Below are 22,666 nucleotides of genomic sequence, written 5' to 3'. Positions count from 1 at the left end.
TCCATTCTTAGGTCTATATAAGTAAGATCAAAGGAGGTACAAAATATATGAAATCCAAACGAAGAGGTGTTAGAAACGGCTGGATCTTAACTTCAATATTGTGCGTCGTAATTGTACTAGTGCTGCTGATTGGATATAAAGGGCTCGACTGGGGAACGCCAACCACACCACCCACGTCCACCAACGCACAAACTAATAAGGAAGCAGATAACGAACCCAGCCCCACTCAAAAAATGCTCAAATTTCCTAGCAGTAATCCCGATAATGGGCAGGTCATCATTCCACTGCATACCACGCTCGCGCAGCTAAATATTGATAGTGGCAGCGAATTTATAAATACAGAAATCCCCCCCATACCTGAAATGACCTTTGCTTTATCTCAAGACATGAAAAACCAAGTAGAAGCAACACTGGTCTACCGCCCTGATATCGGTGGAGGTTATCTTCTACTTGCTCCTGCCGGATGGCAGGCTACGGCGGTTGTCGGCGCTAACGGTTCTTATGGAGTTACCTTTCAGGATCCGAACCATCCGGAACAAAACATGAACTATTCAGATACGGCTTGGACTTGCACAGGCTGTGCCATCACTGCAATCGGAGCCTATTTCCCGGAAAAAGCCGAATGGGCTGACGCGCTGGGATTTACGATTAATAATCCACTTAAGTTTAGCGAACAGCATATTTTAGGTACTGCAGGAGCTGAAGCAAGAACGGTCAGATATACGCTTCAAGCAGACGCGAATGGCTATCAGAATGAGGGTGCTGCCTATTACGATAAGGGAGAATGGGGTTATTTATTCCGCAGTATCGGAATACATCAAGCTCAAACATCCCCACAGCAGGAAGTAGTGGAGACCCTCATGAAGTTCTTTACAGATAATCATGGACCGCTCTTCATTGCTGACCCAAACGCAGAGAAGCTGGACTAAGGGTGGGAATTTTTAGAGGAATGTATTTTCAACCTTGCTCTTGCTTTTAGAAAGACGTAGGTGCTATTTTTTGTTATAATCAATGCAATGCGTTGTTTATGAATTCAGACATATATAAAGGGGACGTAACCATGACTCAAATTATTAAAACTCTAACTATTGCAGGCAGCGACTCCAGTGGTGGCGCAGGCATCCAAGCGGATCTAAAAACATTTGAAGAGTATGGTACCTACGGCTTTAGTGCCTTGACCACTATCGTTACTATGGACCCGGACAACGGCTGGCACCATAATGTTTATCCAATTGATGCCTCCATTGTTGCTGAGCAGTTAAAAACTATTTTCGCTGGTGGCCCGGTTAATGCCATGAAGACAGGTATGCTTGGAAGTGTTGAAATTGTGCGCGTTGCTGAGCAAGCGATCAAAGAAAATCTTCAGACTAATGTAGTTATTGATCCAGTTATGGTGTGCAAGGGTGAAGATGAAGTCTTGAACCCTGACAGCGCTGAGGCTATTCGTGACTTATTGCTACCACTAGCAACTGTGGTCACCCCAAACTTGTTTGAAGCAGGTGTTCTTTCAGGTCTTGGCAAACTTACTACCCTTGAGGAAATGAAAGAAGCTGCACGTCTGATTCATAAGCTCGGTGCACGTAATGTCGTGGTTAAAGGCGGCAAAGCACTCGGCGGCGATCAAGCGATTGATATCTTCTACGACGGTTCTGAGTACACTGTATTCCAAACAGCCAAAATCGAACCCGCTCACAATCACGGGGCTGGATGTACTTTTGCCGCAGCAATTACAGGCGGTCTAGCTAATGGATTAACGGTTCATGAGGCTGTTGCAAAAGCTAAAGATTTTGTCTCCGCAGCCATTCGTAATGGATTTGCGTTTAATGAATATGTGGGTCCTGTATTTCACGGTGGTTACCGTTTAGAACGTTAGAACTCGCATTCCAATTACACAAAAAAATAAATGGCAGTCCAGACGCTGAACTTCAGCTCTGGACTGCCATTTTTATTTCTCTGTACACTAATAGTTGCATTTTTTCACCAAATGTTTTATTGTAGATAAACGATATCCATCATGGATATTTAACATCCCCATTAAAATTCATTAAGTTTAGGAGGTGAATAATCAAATGAAATTAACAGCAGGCGTTGAACAAGCCATTTGTATCATTGTTTTATTGTCAACTCAGGATAATAAAGCTCCACTTGCTTCTGATCATATTAGTGCAAGATTGGATGTATCTCCATCTTATCTAAAGAAAATCATGCGTAAACTAGTTGTAAAACAATTAGTTACCTCGATCCCCGGAAATAACGGCGGATTTTCACTTGCTAAAAGTCCAGAGGAAATTACAGGGCTTGAAATCATTGAAGCCATGGAAGGCCGAATCTCTATCTACTCGGACAATGATTTATTAACGAAAGCTTTTGAAGATGGTATACATGCTTCTAAAGGGATAGAAGTTCTTAATGACCTCTTTAATGGAGCAAACGATGTTTTAAGAGCGTATTTCTCTAAATTTACCGTTGCAGATCTTCTGAAGAAAAGTATGTCTCTTTCCCAGATTCCTTCCCTAGACTGGAATAATACATCCTTAAAAGATTTCTTAGCGAAAGAGATGAAAGAACATGCAGATGATTAAACATGAGTGGAAAAATTTCTTTTCTAATAAAATATTACTTGTCAGTATAGTGGTTATGCTGTTTATTCCGATTATGTATGGGGGCATCTTCCTCAGTTCTGTATGGGATCCCTATTCTAGAACCGAGGACCTGCCTGTAGCTATAGTTAATCTCGATAATCCTGCTGAGTATGGAGGCCAAACTTTAGCTCTTGGCGACAAACTTGTGGCTGAGCTAAAGGATAATCATGATCTTCAGTGGCATTTTGTAACTCAAGAGGATGCCGATAACGGACTAGAGAATGGCGATTATTACATGGTCATCACTGTGCCTGAAGATTTCTCCCATAGAGCTTCTACTGTTCTTGACGAGAGTCCAAAGGAAATGAATCTTATCTATAAAACGAATCCGGGCCGTAGTTTTTTTGCCGAAGCAGTTTCCAAACAGGGTGCAACAAATATAAGATCTTCAGTAGCAACAAGTCTTACCCAAGAGTATGCAAAAGCTATCTTTGCACAAATCACTACGCTTGGAGATGGTTTCAGCGAAGCTGCTGATGGATCAAACATGCTTACGGAAGGCATTGATCAATTAGAACAGGGTAGCGGGGATATATCCATCAATCTACAAAAACTCGCCTCCAGCTCATTGACCTTCAAGGACGGTGTAGAGCAAATGAAGATCGCTGTTGGTGAAGTACTGACTGGCGCGAATGCTTTAAATGATGGTGCTCTGCAGTTGAATGACGGCATTCACGAATACACAGCCGGTGTTGATGCGTTGAAAACAGGAGTGGATAAATTTTCAGTCGGAGCGACACAGTTATCCAATAGTTCTTCAGCTCTTATTAGTGGTTCAACCGCTCTAAGTGAGGGAGTTACTAAAATCACCCCTGGAATTGAGGGCTTGCATAATGGCTTAGCTGCTTCATTAGAGAGCAGTACAACACTCAGTGATGGTCTGAAGCAATTGCAGGTTAATGCAGCAAAATTAACAGATGAAGCAAATGGTGTCCCTAAGCTAGTTACTGGGCAAAATAATCTAAACGAAGGTATTAAACAATTATCAGCAGGTAGTAACGAATTAGAACAAGGCTTACAGCAAATGAATAGAGGTCTTCCTACTGAAGAGCAACTTGCCAAGCTTACTAACGGACTTACCAATATTCAAAATGCTATAAATCAACTTGCTAAATCGATTTCTGCCGGAAGTGATATATCTGCTATGATTGCCGATTTGGGTAGCAATTCTACGAATATGCAGTCTGCAATCTCCGCTTTAAGTGCTACTATTCCAACCAATAACCAAAGTACAATAAACGTTATTCAGGATACGAATGCTTTTAAAAATGGACTGAGTAGCACTGAACAAACGGAGCTTATACAAAGTGTAGGACAAGAACTTACCAAACAAGCTACTGCGCAACAACAAATCATCATGAGCCTTTCCACAGATCTTAATAATTTATCAACGCAATTAATGGATAACCTGATCCCATTAGCAAAAGGACTTGGCACACTTCCTGATCAGGTACATCAGTTGAATCAGACAATAAACATAGTTCATCCCAAAGCAATTGATATTATAAATGGCTATACTGCGATTAAGCAAGGTCTGGAGCTACAACTCATCCCTGGAGCAACAGGTTTGAATACGGGGCTTACTAACATCTATCAGGGCAGCATTCAATTAATGACAGGAACTACAACCTTGAATCAACAGATCTTGCCTTTAGTTAAGGGAATTACACAATTAAACGTTGGTAGTCTATCATTAACAGAAGGTCTTACCTTAATAAATGCAGGGTCAAGCCAGCTATCTGATGCTACAAAGCAGTTCCAAACTGGCTCCGCATCTTTTGTTGAGGGTGTGAGCAAATACTCAGCTGGAATTACCGAGTTGAACAATGGTGCTGTTCATATCACTACGGGAGCGGAACAACTTTCTGCAAATTCGAACTCCCTTAAAGCTGGCGCTGAGACTCTTGTTGCAGGAACAGGTGCACTAGCAAATAATCTTCCAGCACTAAATGAAGCAGCAGGGCAACTTTCAAACGGTGCTATTCATATTAGTGAGGGTTCTAAATCCCTTGCTGAGGGTTCTGTTAAGATTGAAGAAGGTCTCGCAACCTTAAAATCAGGTTCTACCGAACTCTCTGCCAAACTTAGTGATGGCGCGGCAAAAATTGGGGATAACCAATTAACCACTGCAAATTATGAAATGATAGCATCTCCTATTAACTTAACTCAAGAACAGATAAGCATAGTACCGAATTATGGACATTCATTAGCTCCATATGTATTAGCTCTTGGATTGTTTGTGGGGTGTCTCGCATTTAATTTGATCTTCCCAATAGATACCCCTTCCATACGACCTACTTCTGGTTTCGCATGGTGGGGCAGTAAGTTCTCCATTGGTTTAGCTCAAGCCATATTTCAAGCATTAGTGCTTGATGTTATCATGATTCTAGGTATGGGGCTCCAAGTGGATCATATCGGGCAATTCATTCTACTTTCCATCATGATTTCCATAACATTTATGTCCCTTGTCATGCTTCTTACGATTGCACTTGGGAATCCGGGCCGCTTCTTGGCCATGGCTCTACTCGTACTCCAACTCGGAGCTAGTGGCGGTACGTTCCCAATGGAGCTTACCAATGGCTTTTTCAACGTTATTCATCCTTATTTACCGATGACATACGCTGTTGAAGGATTCCGTCAGACGGTATACTCCAGCCAAGGCTCTAATGTCTTCACAATTTGCATTCTAACTCTTGCTTCATTTGCTATTCTATTTAACTTAACTCTAATCCTTGCCTTAGTTGTTCACAAAAAAAAAGAACACTTCACTTCTTCAAACAACCAAACTTCGACAATGTAAAATAAATAATCAATAAAGACCAACTGTTCCTATTAGGATTGCAGTTGGTCTTTTTGGTCCTCTAATTATTTTATCAGAATGGATAAAGCACTTTTTGACGCCAAACGGAAAGATAATTCATCCGCTCCCGGCAAGTTCAAAGCCACATTCTCAGCCTTTTCACTATCGTTGAACAGAACAACTGCAATAGAGTTATCTGTATTCTTAAAAGCTACGGAACGAATCACTTCTTGATTGGTTGAAGCGTCAATACGCACAGCCTTCGGACGAATAAATTTACTGAAATGTGCCAGCGCATAATAGTCGAGCGTATACGTAAGCTCCTTGGTCTCTTGGTTGACTGTCACAACACCACGACAAGTACTTTTACCAAAACCCGGTACGGTTGGGCCGTTCTTTTCATCTAAGGCCATATTCCATAACACAAAGGATTTACTATGATTTCTAAGAATATCAATCCCTGTTCTCATTACATTGGAGAAGGCTTGTTCAAACGGAGGAATCCATTCTCCACCAGAACCTTCTGTAAAATGCACTTCTTTATCAGCAAAAGCTTTCAGAACCTCTGATTGTGCTGACGCATTGCCACCATACCAGTGCCAAGCTACACCATCCACTTCATCTTTTGCATAATCGAGCACGGTTAACGGATAGTCTGGACGATCCCAGTTGTGGTCGTAGCAGAGAATTTTTGTTTCGATGTTATGCTTAACAAAGCTTGGCTTCAGGTAGTTTTTAATGAAATCTTTTTGCGCCTCAGGCAACATTAACATACTAGGGTAGTGTTTTGGTTCAAATAAAGGCTCGTTCTGTGGTGTTACAGCATAAGTTGGCAATCCGTGCCCTTCAAAAGCTTGAATATATCGAACAAAATAATCGGCATAAGCCTGATAATATTCTTGTTTAAGTTCTCCAGCAATCATCGATCCGCTAGTCTTCATCCAACCTGGTGCACTCCATGGAGAAGCCATCAGTTTGATCTCAGGGTTAATTTCCAGAGCTTGTTTCAATAAAGGGATAATGTCTGCTTCATCATGTGCGATAGAGAAGTGGGTTAATTCCGTATCCGTTTCCTGTGCAGGTCTATCGTCATAGCTATAAATATCTCTAGCATAATCCGATGCCCCCATTGGATTTCTTAATACGGACAAACCAATTCCATCTTGTGCGTCAAAAAGCTTGCTCATGACTTCCTCTTTCTGTTCGTTGTCCAGGACTTGATTAATCAAATAAGCGGATGAATCCGTAAAGGATGCTCCAAAGCCATCCATTTCCTGAAAGGTTTGATTCTCGTCAATAGTTACAGTAGTGGTCGCCTCTGCATCAGCAATTGGAGTTAATTGTTGCAGACTTTGCTCTACAAACAATGTATTCTCCCCGGTGGATTGATAAATTTTAAGCTCTGGCATGTTGTTTCCCTCCATCTTTCTATGAAGAGGCCCCAGTGAAGGGGCCACATTCTATTATCTAACTTATTTAAGACCTAATTTTTCTTTGTTATTTTTCATTTTTTCAGAACGAACTTCTACAATCTTATCCCAGTTGTTATCATTCAAAAATGCTTTGTAAGCAGCCAAGGTGCTGTCGAATGTAGCATCGTCTTTAGCGCGGATCATACTTACAAGCGTAGTGTTCCAAGTAGTATCAATTGCAGTAAGACTACGAGCTTCAGGCGTTCCTTGAGCCGGGTTAATGTTTTCAAGAATAAAGTGTGGTTTTAGCTTTCCTTTGCCCCACTCTTGCATTTGTTTAATGGAATCTGCAAATGCGTCGTTACTCAGCGCCTTATCACGGTCATGTCCAAAGAACATAAATTCGCCCATCCGGTAATCTTTTTTGAATTTATCGGCATTATTTAATTGCAGGTCTTTGATTTCAGGCAAGAATTCAATTTTACCGCTGTCGTTAACTTTATAGGTTTCTCCTTCAATACCGTAGTTCATGAGCTTTTGTCCTTCGTCGCTGAGCAAATAAGTGTAAATTTGAATCGCTTTGGCAGGGTCCTTAGCCTTTTTAGTAACATAGCTAATCATCCAACCTGTAATTCCTGATTGATTCAACGTTGGTTCATGTCCAACAGTACTTTGTGGGCCATCAATAGCGATATATTCCTTGCCTGGATTTTCTGTCATGAAGATTTGCAGGTTACCACTTTGTTGAGGTGTTCCATCCAAAAGTATTGTTGCATATTTACCGGATTTCACTTTTTCTTCAAAGGCAGTACCGTCATCAGCAAAGCTGTCATCACTGATGTCACCATTTCTGTAGACTTCATTTAACGTTTTCAACCAAGTCAAGTAATCCTCATCCAGATTACGGTTGTAGAATTCGCCATTTTCAGTTTCCATCGGCACTCCGATGAAGTCCTCCAATACATCTCCCAAAGAACCAGTGCCTGAACCAATGGAGTTAAAACCAAAAGGAATCATGTCCGGGAATTGTTTTTTGATTTGTTGCATAACGCTCTTGAATTCTTCAGGAGTTCCAAAGCTTGGTTTTCCAATGGCCTCGTAAACATCCTTACGGATGACAAAGGCTGTTTTAGCAGGGATGTTACCGCTATCATAATCGTTTTGCGTATTGGAATAGTTAGGGTATCCATAGGTCTTGCCATCTGCTAACTGGAACCAGTTCATCGTATCTTTTTCTGCAACTTTATTGAAATACGGATCATATTTATCTGCCAGATCATTTAAAGGCAATGCCCATGTAGCAGCTTTTTGTACGACTGGAGAGTTGGAATCAAAAATAGTCAACAGGTCTGGCATTTCACCGCCGGCAAAAATCGTGTTCAGCTTAGTGTCATCGCCTGTAATGAATTTAATGTTGATGTTTAAATCCTCTTTAATTTTCTTGGTGACTAGGTCTTTTCCGAAATCAGTATTCCACCAGTCTGCATTCACGTACCAAGTCAGATCTGTTGTCTCTTTTTTTGTATCCAACTTCCATGCCGGTGTTTCCGGATCTATAGTATAACGGCCTTCAATGGAGCTTAACTCTTTACTGGAGCTGTCAGAATTACCTTTCGATCCACAACCTGTAAATACTAATACAACAGCCATAAGTGCCGTACAAAGTTTGAGTCCTTTTTTCCCAAATGCTTTGTTCATCTTTTGTTTCCCCCTAAAATGTTTTGTAAGCATTCACTACTTGGAGATTTACTTACTATTCCTTCACCGCCCCCATCATCATGCCTGAGATAAAGTACCTCTGTAATATTGGATACATCACAACAATCGGCAAAGTTGTAATGACAATTGTTGCTAGTTGAACCCCTTTAGTCGTAGTTTCGATAATCGCAGATCCACCCACATTTTGCATGGATTGTGTTTGCGACTGAACAATAATTTCATAGAGCTTCATCTGCAGCGGGTAGAGCGATTGATCGGTAATATATAACTTGGTAGTCATAAAGTCGTTCCACTGCCCAACCCCGTTAAATAACGCAATGGTGGCCATAGCCGGCATGGAAAGAGGGATAAAGATTTTTAGGAAAATGCGCCAATCACCTGCACCATCAATTTTGGCTGACTCTTCAAGTGAATCCGGTACATTTCTGAAGAAGTTCATTAGAATAACTACATCATAATAACTGAACAAGGCCGGGATAATATAAACCCAGAAGCTGTTTAAGAGGCCTAATGATTTAATCAATAAATACGTAGGGATCATTCCACCAGAGAAAAACATAGTGATTACACCCATGGCAACATACAGCTTACGTCCACGTATGTATTTCTTACTCAAGCCATAACCGATCATGGCACAAAAGAATACGTGGGTAATGACACCAATGAATGTTTTGGCAAGCGATACTACGAATGCTAAACCAATGGTCTCATCTTGAAATACAGCACGATAATTTTCCAAGGAGAACTCTGGAGACCAAAATATGAATCCGCCTTCTGCAAGCGCCTTGCCCGAGCTTAGAGAGGATATGACTACATTCCATAAAGGAACGACAATAATGATTGTACAAATACAGAGCAGGATAATATTTAAGGTATTAAAGATTCGACTATCAAGATCTTCTTTAGCCACCGTACGATTCACTGAAATGCCTCCTTCTACAGAACTGATTGATTATCATTTAATTTACTGGATACTTTGTTGGCGCTAATCAGTAGGATGACTGAAACGATGGAGACACCTAAACCAACAGCAGTAGCATAAGAGAAGTCACCTTGCGTCATACCCATACGATATACATAAGAATTAATGACCTCCGCCTTAACGCGGTTCTGAGAATTCATCAATACCAGGGTTTGATCCAGATTTGATCCTAATAAACCGCTTACAGTGAGAATCAGATTTAAACTGATAATCGGTTTCATGTTAGGAAGTGTGATATTCCAAATTTGTCTCATACGGCTTGCGCCATCTATTTTGGCAGCCTCATAATAAGTAGGATCAATTTTCGACATAATGGCTAAGTAGAGAATCGTTCCCCAACCAGCCTCTTTCCAAATATCGGATAACGTTGCAATCCACCAGTATTTATTCGCATCAAGCAAAATATTTACCGGTTTCGAAATCAGTCCCAGACTGAGCATAATCTCATTAAACATACCGGATGAGGAAAACCAGGCAATCAGCATCCCGCCGAGAACGATCCAGGACAAAAAGTGTGGTAAATAAGAGATGGTTTGCACTATCTTTTTAAAGCGTCCACCACTTAACTCGTAAATCATTACGGATAAAATAATAGGAATAACAAACCCTATGGCTAATTTCAGAAAGCTGATCCCTAATGTATTGACTACAGCGTCCCAAAAATATTTATCAGATAAAATAATTCTGAAATTATCGAGCCCTACCCAAGGTGCAGAATCGAGCGTATCAATTACGGTGTAGCTTTTAAAAGCAATCGTCAATCCGTAAATCGGAATAAAACAAAAGATAATCATAAAAATAATTCCCGGGATGACCATGGATTGAATTTCCCATTGTCTCTTGTAATCAATTACAAATTCTTTGACCCTCTGCCCCATAGGCTTTTTCCCGCTCATTGGATTCTTTCCGTTTGTTGGCACTACGGCTAATTTATCCACTTTTTCTTCTCCCCTCCAAATCATGATCCCCAAACAATAAAAACGTTTTTATTTTTTTGAAAAAAAAACCCTCCCAAACCAACAAAATTTTAAAAAATGATCGGGTGAAATCTTGAACCCATTACATATATGTGTTCTTACCGGCCAATCTTTACTTGACTAGAACCTCTTACGACTAATTCACCCGCCAATTTCATCATCTCGCCCTGTTCCTTCTTCTGGATCATGCGAACTAGGTGATTAATAGCCAAAATACCCTGTCTAGCAATTTGATTTCTTACAGTAGTTAAAGGCGGTGAGAAATACTGCGCAATATCAATATCATCAAACCCCATAACGCTAACATCTAGCGGAACTTCGTATCCATGCGATTTCAAAGCTTGAATACATCCAATCGCACTCAAGTCGTTCCCTGCCAAGAAGGCATCAGGTATTTTATCAGGACTATAATGAAGGAAAGATTTTATAGCATTGTAAGTGCTCTCTTCTTCAAAATATCCTTGTATAATATACTCTTCATGCGTGGGTAGCTGGTACTGACGCAAAGCAGCTAAGTATCCTTCTCTCCGCTGAACACTGTCGTACATCTCATCCACACCAGATATGTAAGCAATCTTTTTATGCCCTAGACTGATTAAATATTTGGTCGCTTCAAACCCCGCTTCAAAGGAATCAAAAATCACGCTTCCCATTGTGTCGTTCTTAAGCGGCCGATCCAAAAATACAGCCTTGATCTTGTCTTTCACCATTGCGGCAATTTCTTCTTCGTCTATTCTCAGCTCTTCGTAGATAATAACACCATCCACTCGCCGGCCTAGAATATTGCTCATAATCACTTGTTTATCCTTGGTAACAAATACATTCAGCCCGTAACCTAGCCGATCACATTCACGCGACATGGACTCAACCAGCTTATAGAAGTATGGACCCGACACACTTGTTGTGAAAAAACCCAGCATTTTGGTTTTCCCGTTCCTAAGGAGCTTACCGTTCAGGTTAGGAACATAATTTAATCGCTTCGCAACCTTAAGAACATGTGATTTCGTCTCCGGGTTCAATACATCTACGTCATTTAACGCGTTGGAAACCGTAGAAATGGAGACTCCAGCCTCTCTGGCAACATCTTTGATCGTTACCTTTTCCATAATGATTCAATCTTCCTTTACGAATAAAAACGTTTTTATAGATTTAAATTAACATAAAAACGTTTTCATTACAATATATTTTTTATTTTTATTTTATCAGAGGTAATAATTGGTACACAAGCTTAAATTTTCTACAGAATCTTATAAACCTCCTTACCTGCAAACTCGAAATCATTCGTAATACACTCTAAACATAATGTCTTGCTCGTAATTCCCAAACCCACGGCCATATATGGTTAGTCCGCCTCTTCTCCGTCCGCTATTCTCTGCCGTTAAACGAAAGGTCCAATGATCCTGCTCTACTCGTACATCTTCCAGGGTAATATCTGAAATTTGCTGCCCATCCACAAAGGTTCCACCTGCATTAATCCGCAGAACCTTCAGCAAACCATATTGGTTAACATCTGAACGCCACCAAATGGGATTTAATCGTCCTCTAGTAAGGCCAAAGTCGCCCGGACTGGTCCATTTTCCTAAATCCTGTCCATTCATCATAAAGCCAATATCCGACGGCCACTTCTCATTTACATGTGGAGCTTCGGAACCTATTTCCAGCGAAATCTCAATCTCCTGCACCACTTGATCTTGAAATAGATAATTTGGAATCTTGTACTCGATAGAACCTTTCGCAAACCATACTATGCCGGCATTCACCCGTTCCGGGTCCAGAAAATAACGCGGATCATCATAATAGCCGATCAGTTTCTCAGTAGTAGCAATCCCGCAGGTAGGTAAAGCCTGAATATCGGTATATTGCCCTACAGGGATAGACACCTCAACCACCTTTCTGGCAACTCCACGGGAGCCCGATAATTTAATCTGCAGGTAATTCGCAGACAAAGAACAATATTTATAGGTCCCTCCATTTACTCGTCTCATTTTAGAACTGATCAGGCCTGCTTTTTGCAGCTTTGCTACATGAGTACTAACAATTGCACTACTAAGATAGAGCTCCGCTGCCAGCTCTTTGATGTGCATCTCTCTGCGGTCCAGAAGTTCAATAATTCGCAGCCTAACTTCACTTGCCAGCGCTTCATACACCTGCAAGGATTCAGAATCTGTGGTTAAGTACATTTCAACGTCTCCTATGCTTATTGAATTAGTATTTTAACGAATCCTAAATTAATTCATTGCTTATTATAAGCGAAAATCAGTATCATGTAATCATAAAACAATTACTTAATTAGTTAAATCATTAATTCAACTAGAGGGAGCTGTACACTCATGCCGATTAAATCGACAATGATTATTGACAAAGATTTCAGACTAGCTGAAGTAGACCCGCGAATCTACGGCTCATTTATCGAACATTTAGGAAGAGCAGTTTACGGTGGGATTTATGACCCGGGTCACCCTACTGCGGATCAGAATGGTTTTCGGAACGATGCCATCGAAGCGATTCGTGCCTTAAACGTTCCTATCATCCGTTATCCTGGAGGAAACTTTGTATCCGGTTACAATTGGGAAGATGGGGTTGGACCCAAGCATGAACGCAAGCAATCTCTTGAACTAGCTTGGTGGACCACTGAAACAAATCAAGTCGGTACCAACGAATTTGCAGATTGGGCTAAGCTCGTAGGCAGCGAAGTCATGATGGCAGTTAACCTTGGAACACGCGGTATCGATGCAGCTAGAAATCTAGTAGAGTACTGCAATCATCCTTCCGGCTCCTACTACAGTGACCTGCGGATCTCTCATGGGTATAAAGAGCCTCACGCTTTTAAGACCTGGTGTCTCGGAAATGAAATGGATGGTCCGTGGCAGATTGGAGCTAAAACCGCGGTCGAATATGGCCGGTTAGCGAACGAAACTGCAAAAGCTATGCGCTGGGTCGATCCAACGCTTGAGCTTGTGGCTTGTGGCAGCTCCGGCAGCGGCATGGACACTTTTGCCGAGTGGGAAGCTACCGTGCTTGATCTTTCTTATGATAATGTAGATTATTTATCACTGCATACGTACTACAATAACAACAATGACGACACGCCTAACTTCCTAGCCCGCTCCATGGATTTGGATCATTTCATCAGCAGTGTGGCTGCCACCTGTGATTATGTTCAAGCGAAGAAAAAGAGCAAAAAGAAAATTAATCTGTCACTGGATGAATGGAATGTATGGAAATCACAAGGCAGCAGCCGTGCCGAACAACACTGGCAGATCGCACCGCCAGAATTCGAAGATGTCTACACACTTGAAGATGCACTCGTTGTGGGCTGCTGTCTTATTTCATTGTTGAAGCATGCTGATCGTGTGAAAATGGCCTGCTTAGCGCAGCTGATCAATGTTATCGCCCCAATTATGACTGAAAATGGCGGACCGCTTTGGCTGCAGACTACTTATTATCCGTACCTGCATGCTTCCCTTTATGGTCGTGGAACCGTACTTCACCCGCTGATTTCCAGCCCTAAATACGATTCCAAAGATTTCACTGATGTGCCTTACTTGGAAGCCATTAGTGTATACAACGAGGAGCTGAATGAAGTAACCGTCTTCGCTGTAAACCGCCATTTATCCGAAGGACTAGAGCTCGACGTGGATCTGCGCAGCTTCAGTTCCGTAAACATTATTGAGCATATTGTACTGGAACATGAAGATATTAAAGCTATAAATACCAAATCCAATCCTCATAACGTGATGCCTAGTCAAGGCAAAGCCGTTGTTGAGGGTGGACATGTAAAAGCCCTTCTCGCAAAAGCTTCCTGGAATGTGATTCGTCTGCGGGTGAACGGCTAAGTTAACTTGTAATTAGTCATAGAAATGCCCCCATGAATTTTTAATAAGCTATAGATTCATGGGGGCGTCTTCGTTATTTTATTCTGAAAATTGTCACGGATTGCTTCGGAAACTCATAACTAAAGCTGCTTCCTTCTGTCTTAAAGCTGGTTTGTTTCGGAGAGACCTGCTGCTTATTCTCAAAGTTATTTTCGTCCTCAAGCTGGTATCCCGACATTTCATAGACTTCGATGGTCAGTGCTTCTTTTGCCAAAGATTCCAGTGCAACCTCAGCAGAAACACTATTCTCTTGTACGTTTACTGTCTTGAGGATAATATCCCCCGTTAATTCTTCCACACTTGCCGTGTAATACAACGGTTCGATGACCGGAAGTTTATCTTCTGTCTCATTCACCAGTTCTCCGTTAATAAAAGTACGGATTTGTCTGCCCACCACTTCTAACTTAAGATCGTATTCTACATCTGTTTCAACCGTAAACATAGTATGCGTCAGAACAGAATTTCTTCCGTTGATAATTGAGGCCACAATCGAATCCTGATTCTGCCAGCCACCCAGCTCCCAGTACAAATGATTCTGATCATCCGCTTTACCAAAATAGAAGATAAACCCTTTATTTCCTGCGGTTCGTGTAGCCTTAAAATGCAAAGTATAGTTTTCCCACTCTGTCTCACCAAGCTCTAGTTTCCGTTTAGCCGTTCTATTCTGAGCAGGGTCAGGCAGATTTGAGACTTCCTCTGATAAGTCAGAGTACGTCTTCACTTCTCCCGTAAGATTGTTGACTAATGTGATCTCGGAGAAACGAGCAGCGGAGGCATCCACACCGAAACTGACGGCTCCAGTGATCGCTTCCTTTCTGCTTTCCTTCGGTGCCGTGAAGCCATCTGCTTCCATCTTCAGCAAATGATCTCCCTGATGGTTCATGAATAGCTTTTGCACATAATAGTTTGCCGTGCCGTACACTTCATGATTATTGAACCAGATCAGGTCCGGCTTCCAGTTGATATAATCCACATTACAGAGCATTGGAGCATAACAAGCTAAGCCAACGGCATGGGCATTATTTTGCAGACCTGTCATAAATGCTGCTTCCACCAATGCATTGTAATAGGTATTGCCCCATGAAGCATATTCACCGAGGAATACCTTTGGCTCATCCGCTTTGAAGTCATCATAACGATGATGATTAGCCAGGAACCATTCAGGTGTACAGTAATAATGCTCGTCTACGAGGTCCGAATTGTTCTCTTTTGCCGACGTCCAGCCTCGTTCATATTCCTGACCGGCAGAGAACGGGCCGCTAGAATTAATGACCTTGATTTCCGGATATTTTGCTTTAATGGCTTGATGAAAGTAAGGATATCTCTCGAAAAAGGGTGCGCCTACCTCTTCATTCCCAATGCCGACATACTCCAGCCCAAAAGGCTCGGGGTGACCCAGTTCTGCACGAATGCCTCCCCACTTCGTGGAAGAATCCCCCTTGGCGAATTCAATTAAATCCAAAGCATCCTCAATCCAAGGCGTTAATTCATCCAGCGGTACCATCCGTTTATGATGCGGGTCATAGCCGCCCGGAAGAACGGGGATCGGCTTAGCTCCAATATCCTCACAGAACTGAAAATATTCATAATAACCTAACCCAAGTGTCTGATTATACGACCAGTTATTGCGTCTTGCCGGTCTCTGTGCAACATCCCCAATCGTATTCTTCCATCTGTACATGGAGTCTCTGTCATCTGGATCCAAGGAACCGTCATGCACCAGACATCCTCCTGGGAACCGCATAAATTTAGGTTTTAAATCAGCGAGCAGCAGCGAAATATCTTCACGCATGCCTCCGGGTCTATTCTTAAAGGTCTTCTCAGGAAACAGGGAAACCATGTCCAGATATACCTTTCCGTTACCTTTGGTAACGATTACAAGACGACTGCTTGTGTCTGTGCTATTAGCTGTGATAACGGCTTCATATCGGGTCCATTCAGAGCTGCTTACGGCTATTTTCGCTTCACCAAGAATGGTGCCGTCTGTGCTTTCGATGTTTACGGTAAGCGGCACATCAAAGCTTGTCTCCCGGCGGGCATACACCGAGAAGTTATAATTCTCGCCTTCTTTTACCGGAATACCACTGTTAAAGCCTAGATTCATCAGGCCAACGCCGTCACCTTCAGCCACAATATCGATGGCAACATAATGTTGGTTACGATCATTTAAGGGCTTGCTGTCTTCTACAGAGATCTTTACCTTTCCAGCTCCACGTTCTACAGGCTCCCAAGCCATTAGCGCATGATAATCTGCCCGGTCAATCGGGTCGAACTCAAAAGATCGGTTCTGAACTAGTTCAGCGTAAAGCCCACCATCGGCCGCATGATTTAAATCCTCGAAGAAGATACCGAATAGATCGCCTAACTCCGCCCCACGCTGCTGCGTATGTATCGTCAATTTTCCTTCTGTCTTCATTCTTTTGTCTTCCTCCTTGTGAATTCCAATTTGATTTATATTTATATTACTTAGTTCATATCAATATAAATCATTATAATAACTCCTCTCTACATTCGTCAATTCGAAAACGAAAAACTGACACCGAATACCTCTCGATGTCAGTTCACACTAGGAAGCCCCCTAAAGGTTATAAAGAATACGTAAATTGATAGCTGCCCGAACCTAATTCGAGTCTAACTCCGTTATCGACCAAGCTGATACTGTGCACGCCTCTGGACTGCTCTACAGGAACTCCATTCTCTAATAACCCTAGTTGATTGGCTCCAGGCAGAACGACAATACCGTTGGTATTGGCAGGAATCGTAACGCGAATCATCATTCCATTATCCTCTGATCGCCGCCACGCTGACTCCACTTTTCCGTACATGGTTTCAAGACTAGCTTCTGCGTAATCCAGACCGGGGCCTGGCTGTGGCTTGATATGAACGATTTTGAAGCCAGGCTCCAACTCATCTGTTCCAATTCCTGCAACGTAACGATACAGCCATTCACCTATTGCGCCATAGGCGTAATGATTGAAAGAATTCATATCTGCACTCCAGAAGCTGCCGTCCTCCTTGATCCCATCCCAATGCTCCCAAATCGTCGTCGCACCTTTCGTCACCTGATACAGCCAGGATGGATAATCCTTTTGAAAAAGAAGCTTATACGCGAGTTCGTTATTTCCACTCTCGCTGAGCACAGGATTCAGATAAGGTGTGCCCACGAATCCAGTAGTCAGGTGATCCTTAGCTTCAGCAAGCAGCTCAGTGAGCTTCTGAATTGCACGTTCTTTGGCGACCCCTTCTACAAGATCGAAACGTAAGGCTAATATCTGTGCAGTCTGTGTAGAGACAGATAACCTTCCCGCAGGTGTTATGAACTCATCACTGAATGCTTTTATAATTTTGACGTGCAGCTCACTATAGTAGTCCACATCCTCCGATTTTTCTAAGGCTATTGCCGCTTTCAAAGTCAGAGAAACAGAATAGGCATAAAAAGCGGTGGCGACATAATCCCGATCTGTAGCTCCCACATAGCTGTCTGGCTTGGAATCAAGTGCTAGCCAATCGCCGAAATGAAAGCCAGTATTCCATATATAAGGATTGCTTCCCTGTGCGTAGATATAAGAAATCCAATGCTTCATGCTCTCGTATTGCTCTGCAAGCAGCCTTTTGTCGCCGTACATTTCATAGATTGTCCCTGGACAGATCGTAGCTGCATCTCCCCAGGCCGCAGAAGAATGGTTAGTATCTCCGTCCCCAGGAGGAGCTGCTCTCAGCTCTGGAATAAAAAACGGAATGCCACCCTCAGGGGTTTGGTCTGCCTTCAAATCCCGCAGCCATTTCGTAAAGAATGGTGCCGTATTCATCAAATAAGAGGCTGTGCGGACAAACATCTGAGCATCCCCCGTCCAGCCGAGCCGCTCATCACGCTGTGGACAATCAGTGGGCACATCGAGGAAATTCCCTTTTTGCCCCCACAGGATATTGTGATGCAGTTGATTCACAAGTGGATCTGAGCACTGAAAATCACCCGTACGTTCCATATTGGAGTGCATCACAATTCCTGTGAAATCCTCTAGTTGAAGATCTGCTGAGAACCCACTAAGCTTCACATACCGAAAACCTTGGAAAGTGAAGTGTGGTTCATACGTCTCTTGCTCTCCACCTTTCAGAGTATAGCGGATGCACTGTTTCGCTTTACGCATATTCTCCGTGTAGAAATTTCCGTCCCGGTCTAATATTTCAGCATGCTGAAGTTCTACCGCCTGACCAGATTGACCTTTCACATTAAATTTTAACCACCCTACCATGTTCTGGCCCATGTCCAGCACTCTATCTCCCTGCGGGGTAGTCAGCAGTGCAATCGGCTTCAAGGTTTCAACTTGTGTCACTGGCACATTTTCCTGGGCAACGATGATCGCTTTGGAATAGTTAATAATCTCCACTGGATGCCAACCTTCTGATGAAGGATCGGTGATATCCAGCTCCAGCCGAGCATCATAGGTTTCACCATTATAAATTTCAGACATCATAATTGCGCTTTTTGCAGCCTGCCAATTCTGATTTGAGCTAATAAGCTCATTTGAACCGTCTGCGTACCGGATATGAAGCTCCAGCAGAAGTGAAGTCTTTGATCCATATATCTCCTTTTGATTATCCCAGCCTAAATACCCTCTGTACCAACCATTGCCCAACAGTGCGCCTAACGCATTCGCACCTTCATGCAGAAGCTTTGTGACATCATAAGTTTGATATTGCAGCCGTTTACTGTAACTGGTCCAGCCTGGAGTAAAATAATGATCTCCCACCCGACTTCCGTTCAGCTGCAGTTCATACAAGCCCAAAGCAGTAACGTAAATCCTTGCACTTTCCACTGGACCTTTTACATCCACGAATGTACGAAGCTGTGGGCAAATCTCAGAATCTTGTGAAAAAGAGGCTGTAGGAGCGCTGATCCACTCCGCCTGCCAATTCCCCGCATCTAATAGTCCGGTTTCAAAAAATGCAATCTCAGACCAACCCGAGTCTGTTGCATTCTGATTCCATGCCCGAACCCGATAATAATAACGCGTGCGAGCTGCCAGCAGCAGACCTTCAAGCTCAACATGGATCGATTGAGAAGACTTTACTTCCTCTGTATCCCATAGCTTGCCTTGAAAAAGCATATTCTCAGCCACTTGAATTTGATAAGCAGACTGCATGCAGTCCCTGTCATCTGAAACTAACTGCCAACTGATTCTGGGTCTGATCACATCAATTCCTAGCGGATTTTCTTTGTACTCACAACGAAGCTTAGTGATTGCGAACATATAGATAAAACCTCCTTCTATAGCGACAAATTAGTCTTTGCCCTATAATTATAGCTGCGTCACCGCTTTCATCACCCGGTAATAAGGACATCATATCCCTGCAATTATGCCATAACTTTGGAAAGGGGAATTCAATATGCAACGAACCACCGAGTTGTTCAAAAATGAAGTCTTTTTTCAAAACGATCTGCATCTGCTGGTTAACCGCTATTCAGAGAACTTCCATGCCCCTTTTCATGCACATGAATTTATTGAGTATTGCTATGTAGCTGAAGGAAGAGGTTTTCATCACCTTGAAAATGAGATCCTTCCCGTTAGAAAAGGAATGCTGTTCGTGATTCCTGTAGGTGCTCCCCATGTGTTCCGTCCAGCATCTTCTGATACTTTAGGGAATCGCCTGATCGTCTATAATTGCCTTTTTGATATGCAAATGGTGGAGCAATTAAATATCGTCCTTCAAGAGCCATCTATCCGGGAGCACCTAGCCACTCTTGGGAGTAGCAGCTCATCTTACTTTTCCGTCTCAGATCGAGATGGCTCGATTGAGCGCTTTATGCTGAATTTATATCATGAAATGTCGGTATCCGGTATGGGCTCCAAAACAATGCTTTACACCCTGCTGAGTCAATTAATCATAGCAGTGTACAGGCAAAAATACGGAGAAGATGACAAATCTACAATGGATATGGCAGACTTCACGCAAGTAATTCAATACTTAGAGCATAATCTGTCGGAGAAGATTACACTTGCCGAATTAGCCCGTATTTCACAGTGGAGCAGCAGGCATCTTCAGCGTATGTTCCACAAGCATACTGGCCAGTCCTTTGGGACCTACTTGAAGAATCTGCGAATGCATAAAAGCTGTGAATTGCTGCGTACTTCTGGACATAAAATTAATACGATTGCCGAGCTAGTTGGTTACCGTGACATCGACTCCTTTAACGCTGTATTCAAAAAAATAGTCGGCCAGACACCCATCGCGTACCGCAAGCTCTACAGATCATAAAAAAGCCGATGTCGTATGAGCATCCATACAACATCGGCCCTATTAATTTATTGATTAGTGATCTGTTTAAGTAAAAACTCAACAAAATCAGTTGATTTAGTCTTACTGTCATCTTGCCCTAACGTTCCGATGATCATCTGGTTTGAATGGATAGGGAGTTCTGTAGCAAAATCCGTATCTGTGATATCTATGCCAGTAATCAGCTCTTGGCCACTCTCCGGGTTAGTCATACGTTTCAAACGGTTATCGTCCAGAGGAAGTCCTGCGGATTTAATAAACGACTCCAGATTTTGCAGTCCCGACTGCTGGCCAATCCATTCAAAAGTAGCATCATCCATTATCAGGATATCCGGATGATCGGCTGCCAGCATCGCCATAGCCCGCTGCATATAGCTCATATCCAAGGCTCCACCGTCCGTCCCACCTGTTGAGGGTAGATAAACGATTTCTGCCTCCACTCTCTTCCAAGCCGGGTAACGATTGATAATTTCTTGTTTTAGCTCTTCATTCTTACCTGACGAGTCCTGAGATTCATAGTTGCCTAAGAACATGATTCGAACATCTACCGGTGGAAGCGTAGCTTCATATTTTCTTTCCTGCCATTGATCATAGAGCGCTTTCCCCCCAAAGATAACTACCAGCAGCACGATAATAGAAATAATAGTGTGCGTTTTGTAGAGTCGAAAGAAATTCTCCGATTTACGTGCTACACCGGACATGGCTCCCCACTTCTCCAGCCGCTTGTCCTCTGCTTCCTGAATCTCCTTCTGATCCAAGCCATCTAGGATGGTTTTGTAAGCGCGGAATTCCTCTTCATAAGCTGCGACCTCATCTTCAGTCGAATTCGATCGACGGCGTTTCAAATGAATATCTAACCTTTTGTTCAATTCCTCCCGGGTAACGTCTTCAGACAAGTTCAAACGCTCATAGGCTTGCTTTAGCTTCTCATTCAAAATGATGTCTCCTTCCTGATGCTTTTCGTCATTTCAGATCGTTAATTTGGTTCTATGTATTGAATTCTTGTGGCAGTAAAAGTATGGGCTAAGCCGCAAAAAAAACATCGCAGGAACTCAAGTAAACTATATCATGTTGTGCTAGACGGTAACAAGTAAGCGTTTATCTAATCCAAACCATGCAGCTGCTTAAATTGCTCAGGACTCATCCCTGTCAATCTTTTAAACACCAAACAAAAGTAACTAGCATTATCAAAGCCCACTAGCTGGGCAATTTCATACATTTTTTTATCGCGTCCATTAAACATAAGCTGTTTACTCAAATTGATACGTTGCTTATTGATATAGGTTACAGGTCGATCATGAATTGTTTTTTGAAAAAGTCTGCATAAATACTGTGGCGATACCGAAATAATCTCCGCCAGCTCCTTTAAAGGAAGCGTCCTATGCAGATTGCTCTCTATATAACGCAGCACCGGTTTAATTCGCTCCAATTCATGTGCCTCATTCAGCGGCGATACTAGCTTTCTTTTTAAATCCAGAAGCAATGCGTAAAGATGTTTAGAACGTGCTAAATTAGTCTCCAGCTCATTGCTATCTGGCAGCATAAGGATTTGCTTTAGAGGATTGAGCCATTGATCTTCTTTTAATCTAGCAGGACCAGACTCGCGGATGCCCGCATAGAGCAGCATTTGACCAACCTCTCTGCCATTGAACGAGACCCATGATACCTTCCACTCCTTCCCACTGATAGGGGCATACGAATGAGGAATATCCGGGAACAAAAAGAACACATCCCCTGGACCCACGAGATATCGGCTCTCATGAATGATAAGCTCGCCCTTACCTTCGTGAATCTGATGTATTTGATAGTCTGGAAAGCCTGCAGGACGTATAGTTTCTGGCTGATGCTCCCAAAATCCAAGGGTTGTAGCATAAAGCGGCAGCATGCTTACATCTTCTGTTTGGCAAAAAATAATTTTGCTCTCCATAAAAAGTCCTCGTTTCATATTTTGTTATCAGGGACTAAAATTCTTTTATTTATCCT

16 protein-coding genes are annotated in these 22,666 nt (G+C 42.5%); 6 read left to right on the top strand and 10 right to left on the bottom strand.

The annotated features are described in order from the left end of the window. Positions 1-47 precede the first annotated feature (47 nt). The 4 genes from MKZ09_RS12205 (at position 48) to MKZ09_RS12190 (ending at position 5,442) form a co-directional block, all read left to right on the top strand. Entirely contained in the window at positions 48-929 is an 882-nt protein-coding gene (locus MKZ09_RS12205) for a DUF4850 domain-containing protein (RefSeq protein ID WP_076204446.1), read from the top strand. Between the two features lie 131 nt (positions 930-1,060). Next, positions 1,061-1,873 carry a bifunctional hydroxymethylpyrimidine kinase/phosphomethylpyrimidine kinase gene (thiD, locus tag MKZ09_RS12200; protein ID WP_036689743.1) on the top strand — a complete coding sequence of 271 codons (813 nt, stop codon included), beginning with the start codon at positions 1,061-1,063 and terminating at the stop codon, positions 1,871-1,873. 196 nt (positions 1,874-2,069) lie between these two features. Then, positions 2,070-2,582, top strand: a complete 513-nt coding sequence (locus MKZ09_RS12195) for an Rrf2 family transcriptional regulator (protein ID WP_076133466.1) — start codon at positions 2,070-2,072, stop codon at positions 2,580-2,582. Further along, complete coding sequence (locus MKZ09_RS12190) at positions 2,569-5,442, top strand: YhgE/Pip domain-containing protein (RefSeq protein WP_076204449.1); 2,874 nt, start codon at positions 2,569-2,571, stop codon at positions 5,440-5,442. Before MKZ09_RS12195 ends, MKZ09_RS12190 begins: the two co-directional genes overlap by 14 nt. A 65-nt stretch (positions 5,443-5,507) precedes the next feature. Here MKZ09_RS12190 and MKZ09_RS12185 read toward each other — a convergent pair whose 3' ends face one another. From MKZ09_RS12185 to MKZ09_RS12160, 6 genes are all read right to left on the bottom strand, one after another. Continuing rightward, entirely contained in the window at positions 5,508-6,851 is a 1,344-nt protein-coding gene (locus MKZ09_RS12185; RefSeq protein WP_076204452.1) for a glycoside hydrolase family 30 protein, read from the bottom strand. Between the two features lie 63 nt (positions 6,852-6,914). Then, entirely contained in the window at positions 6,915-8,552 is a 1,638-nt protein-coding gene (locus MKZ09_RS12180) for a sugar ABC transporter substrate-binding protein (RefSeq protein ID WP_076133472.1), read from the bottom strand. A gap of 55 nt (positions 8,553-8,607) precedes the next feature. Further along, the gene (locus MKZ09_RS12175; protein WP_036689738.1) at positions 8,608-9,495 is read right to left on the bottom strand and encodes a carbohydrate ABC transporter permease; all 888 of its coding nucleotides are present in this window, start codon (positions 9,493-9,495) and stop codon (positions 8,608-8,610) included. 14 nt (positions 9,496-9,509) lie between these two features. Beyond that, positions 9,510-10,451 carry an ABC transporter permease gene (locus MKZ09_RS12170; RefSeq protein ID WP_036689816.1) on the bottom strand — a complete coding sequence of 314 codons (942 nt, stop codon included), beginning with the start codon at positions 10,449-10,451 and terminating at the stop codon, positions 9,510-9,512. A gap of 179 nt (positions 10,452-10,630) precedes the next feature. Continuing rightward, positions 10,631-11,638, bottom strand: a complete 1,008-nt coding sequence (locus tag MKZ09_RS12165; protein WP_036689737.1) for a LacI family DNA-binding transcriptional regulator — start codon at positions 11,636-11,638, stop codon at positions 10,631-10,633. A 171-nt stretch (positions 11,639-11,809) separates the two neighbouring features. Then, on the bottom strand, positions 11,810-12,712 hold the full coding sequence (locus MKZ09_RS12160; protein WP_076204455.1) for an ArsR/SmtB family transcription factor: 903 nt from the start codon (positions 12,710-12,712) through the stop codon (positions 11,810-11,812). A gap of 150 nt (positions 12,713-12,862) precedes the next feature. On the opposite strand from MKZ09_RS12160, the gene arfA reads away from it, so the two are divergent. After that, positions 12,863-14,368, top strand: a complete 1,506-nt coding sequence (arfA, locus tag MKZ09_RS12155) for an arabinosylfuranosidase ArfA (RefSeq protein ID WP_076105376.1) — start codon at positions 12,863-12,865, stop codon at positions 14,366-14,368. A 73-nt stretch (positions 14,369-14,441) separates the two neighbouring features. Here arfA and MKZ09_RS12150 read toward each other — a convergent pair whose 3' ends face one another. Then, positions 14,442-16,823: an alpha-L-arabinofuranosidase C-terminal domain-containing protein gene (locus tag MKZ09_RS12150; protein ID WP_076204457.1), complete on the bottom strand. Its 2,382-nt coding sequence runs from the start codon at positions 16,821-16,823 to the stop codon at positions 14,442-14,444. A gap of 169 nt (positions 16,824-16,992) precedes the next feature. Then, positions 16,993-19,659 (bottom strand): family 78 glycoside hydrolase catalytic domain, encoded by a 2,667-nt coding sequence (locus tag MKZ09_RS12145; protein ID WP_076204460.1) that lies wholly within the window; start codon positions 19,657-19,659, stop codon positions 16,993-16,995. Between the two features lie 136 nt (positions 19,660-19,795). Here MKZ09_RS12145 and MKZ09_RS12140 point away from each other — a divergent pair, with 136 nt between their 5' ends. Next, entirely contained in the window at positions 19,796-20,665 is an 870-nt protein-coding gene (locus MKZ09_RS12140) for an AraC family transcriptional regulator (RefSeq protein WP_076133478.1), read from the top strand. Between the two features lie 47 nt (positions 20,666-20,712). On the opposite strand, the gene MKZ09_RS12135 is transcribed toward MKZ09_RS12140, so the two are convergent. After that, on the bottom strand, positions 20,713-21,618 hold the full coding sequence (locus MKZ09_RS12135; RefSeq protein WP_076204463.1) for a hypothetical protein: 906 nt from the start codon (positions 21,616-21,618) through the stop codon (positions 20,713-20,715). Positions 21,619-21,785: 167 nt separating this feature from the next. Further along, on the bottom strand, positions 21,786-22,610 hold the full coding sequence (locus MKZ09_RS12130; protein ID WP_036689725.1) for an AraC family transcriptional regulator: 825 nt from the start codon (positions 22,608-22,610) through the stop codon (positions 21,786-21,788). Between the last annotated feature and the right edge of the window lie 56 nt (positions 22,611-22,666).

The sequence above is a fragment of the Paenibacillus sp. FSL R5-0908 genome (assembly GCF_038006245.1).
In the GTDB taxonomy this organism is placed as follows: Bacteria; Bacillota; Bacilli; order Paenibacillales; family Paenibacillaceae; genus Paenibacillus_AQ; species Paenibacillus_AQ odorifer.
The sequence above is the reverse complement of the archived record's forward strand: the minus strand, read 5'-3'. Positions and strand labels throughout refer to the sequence as shown.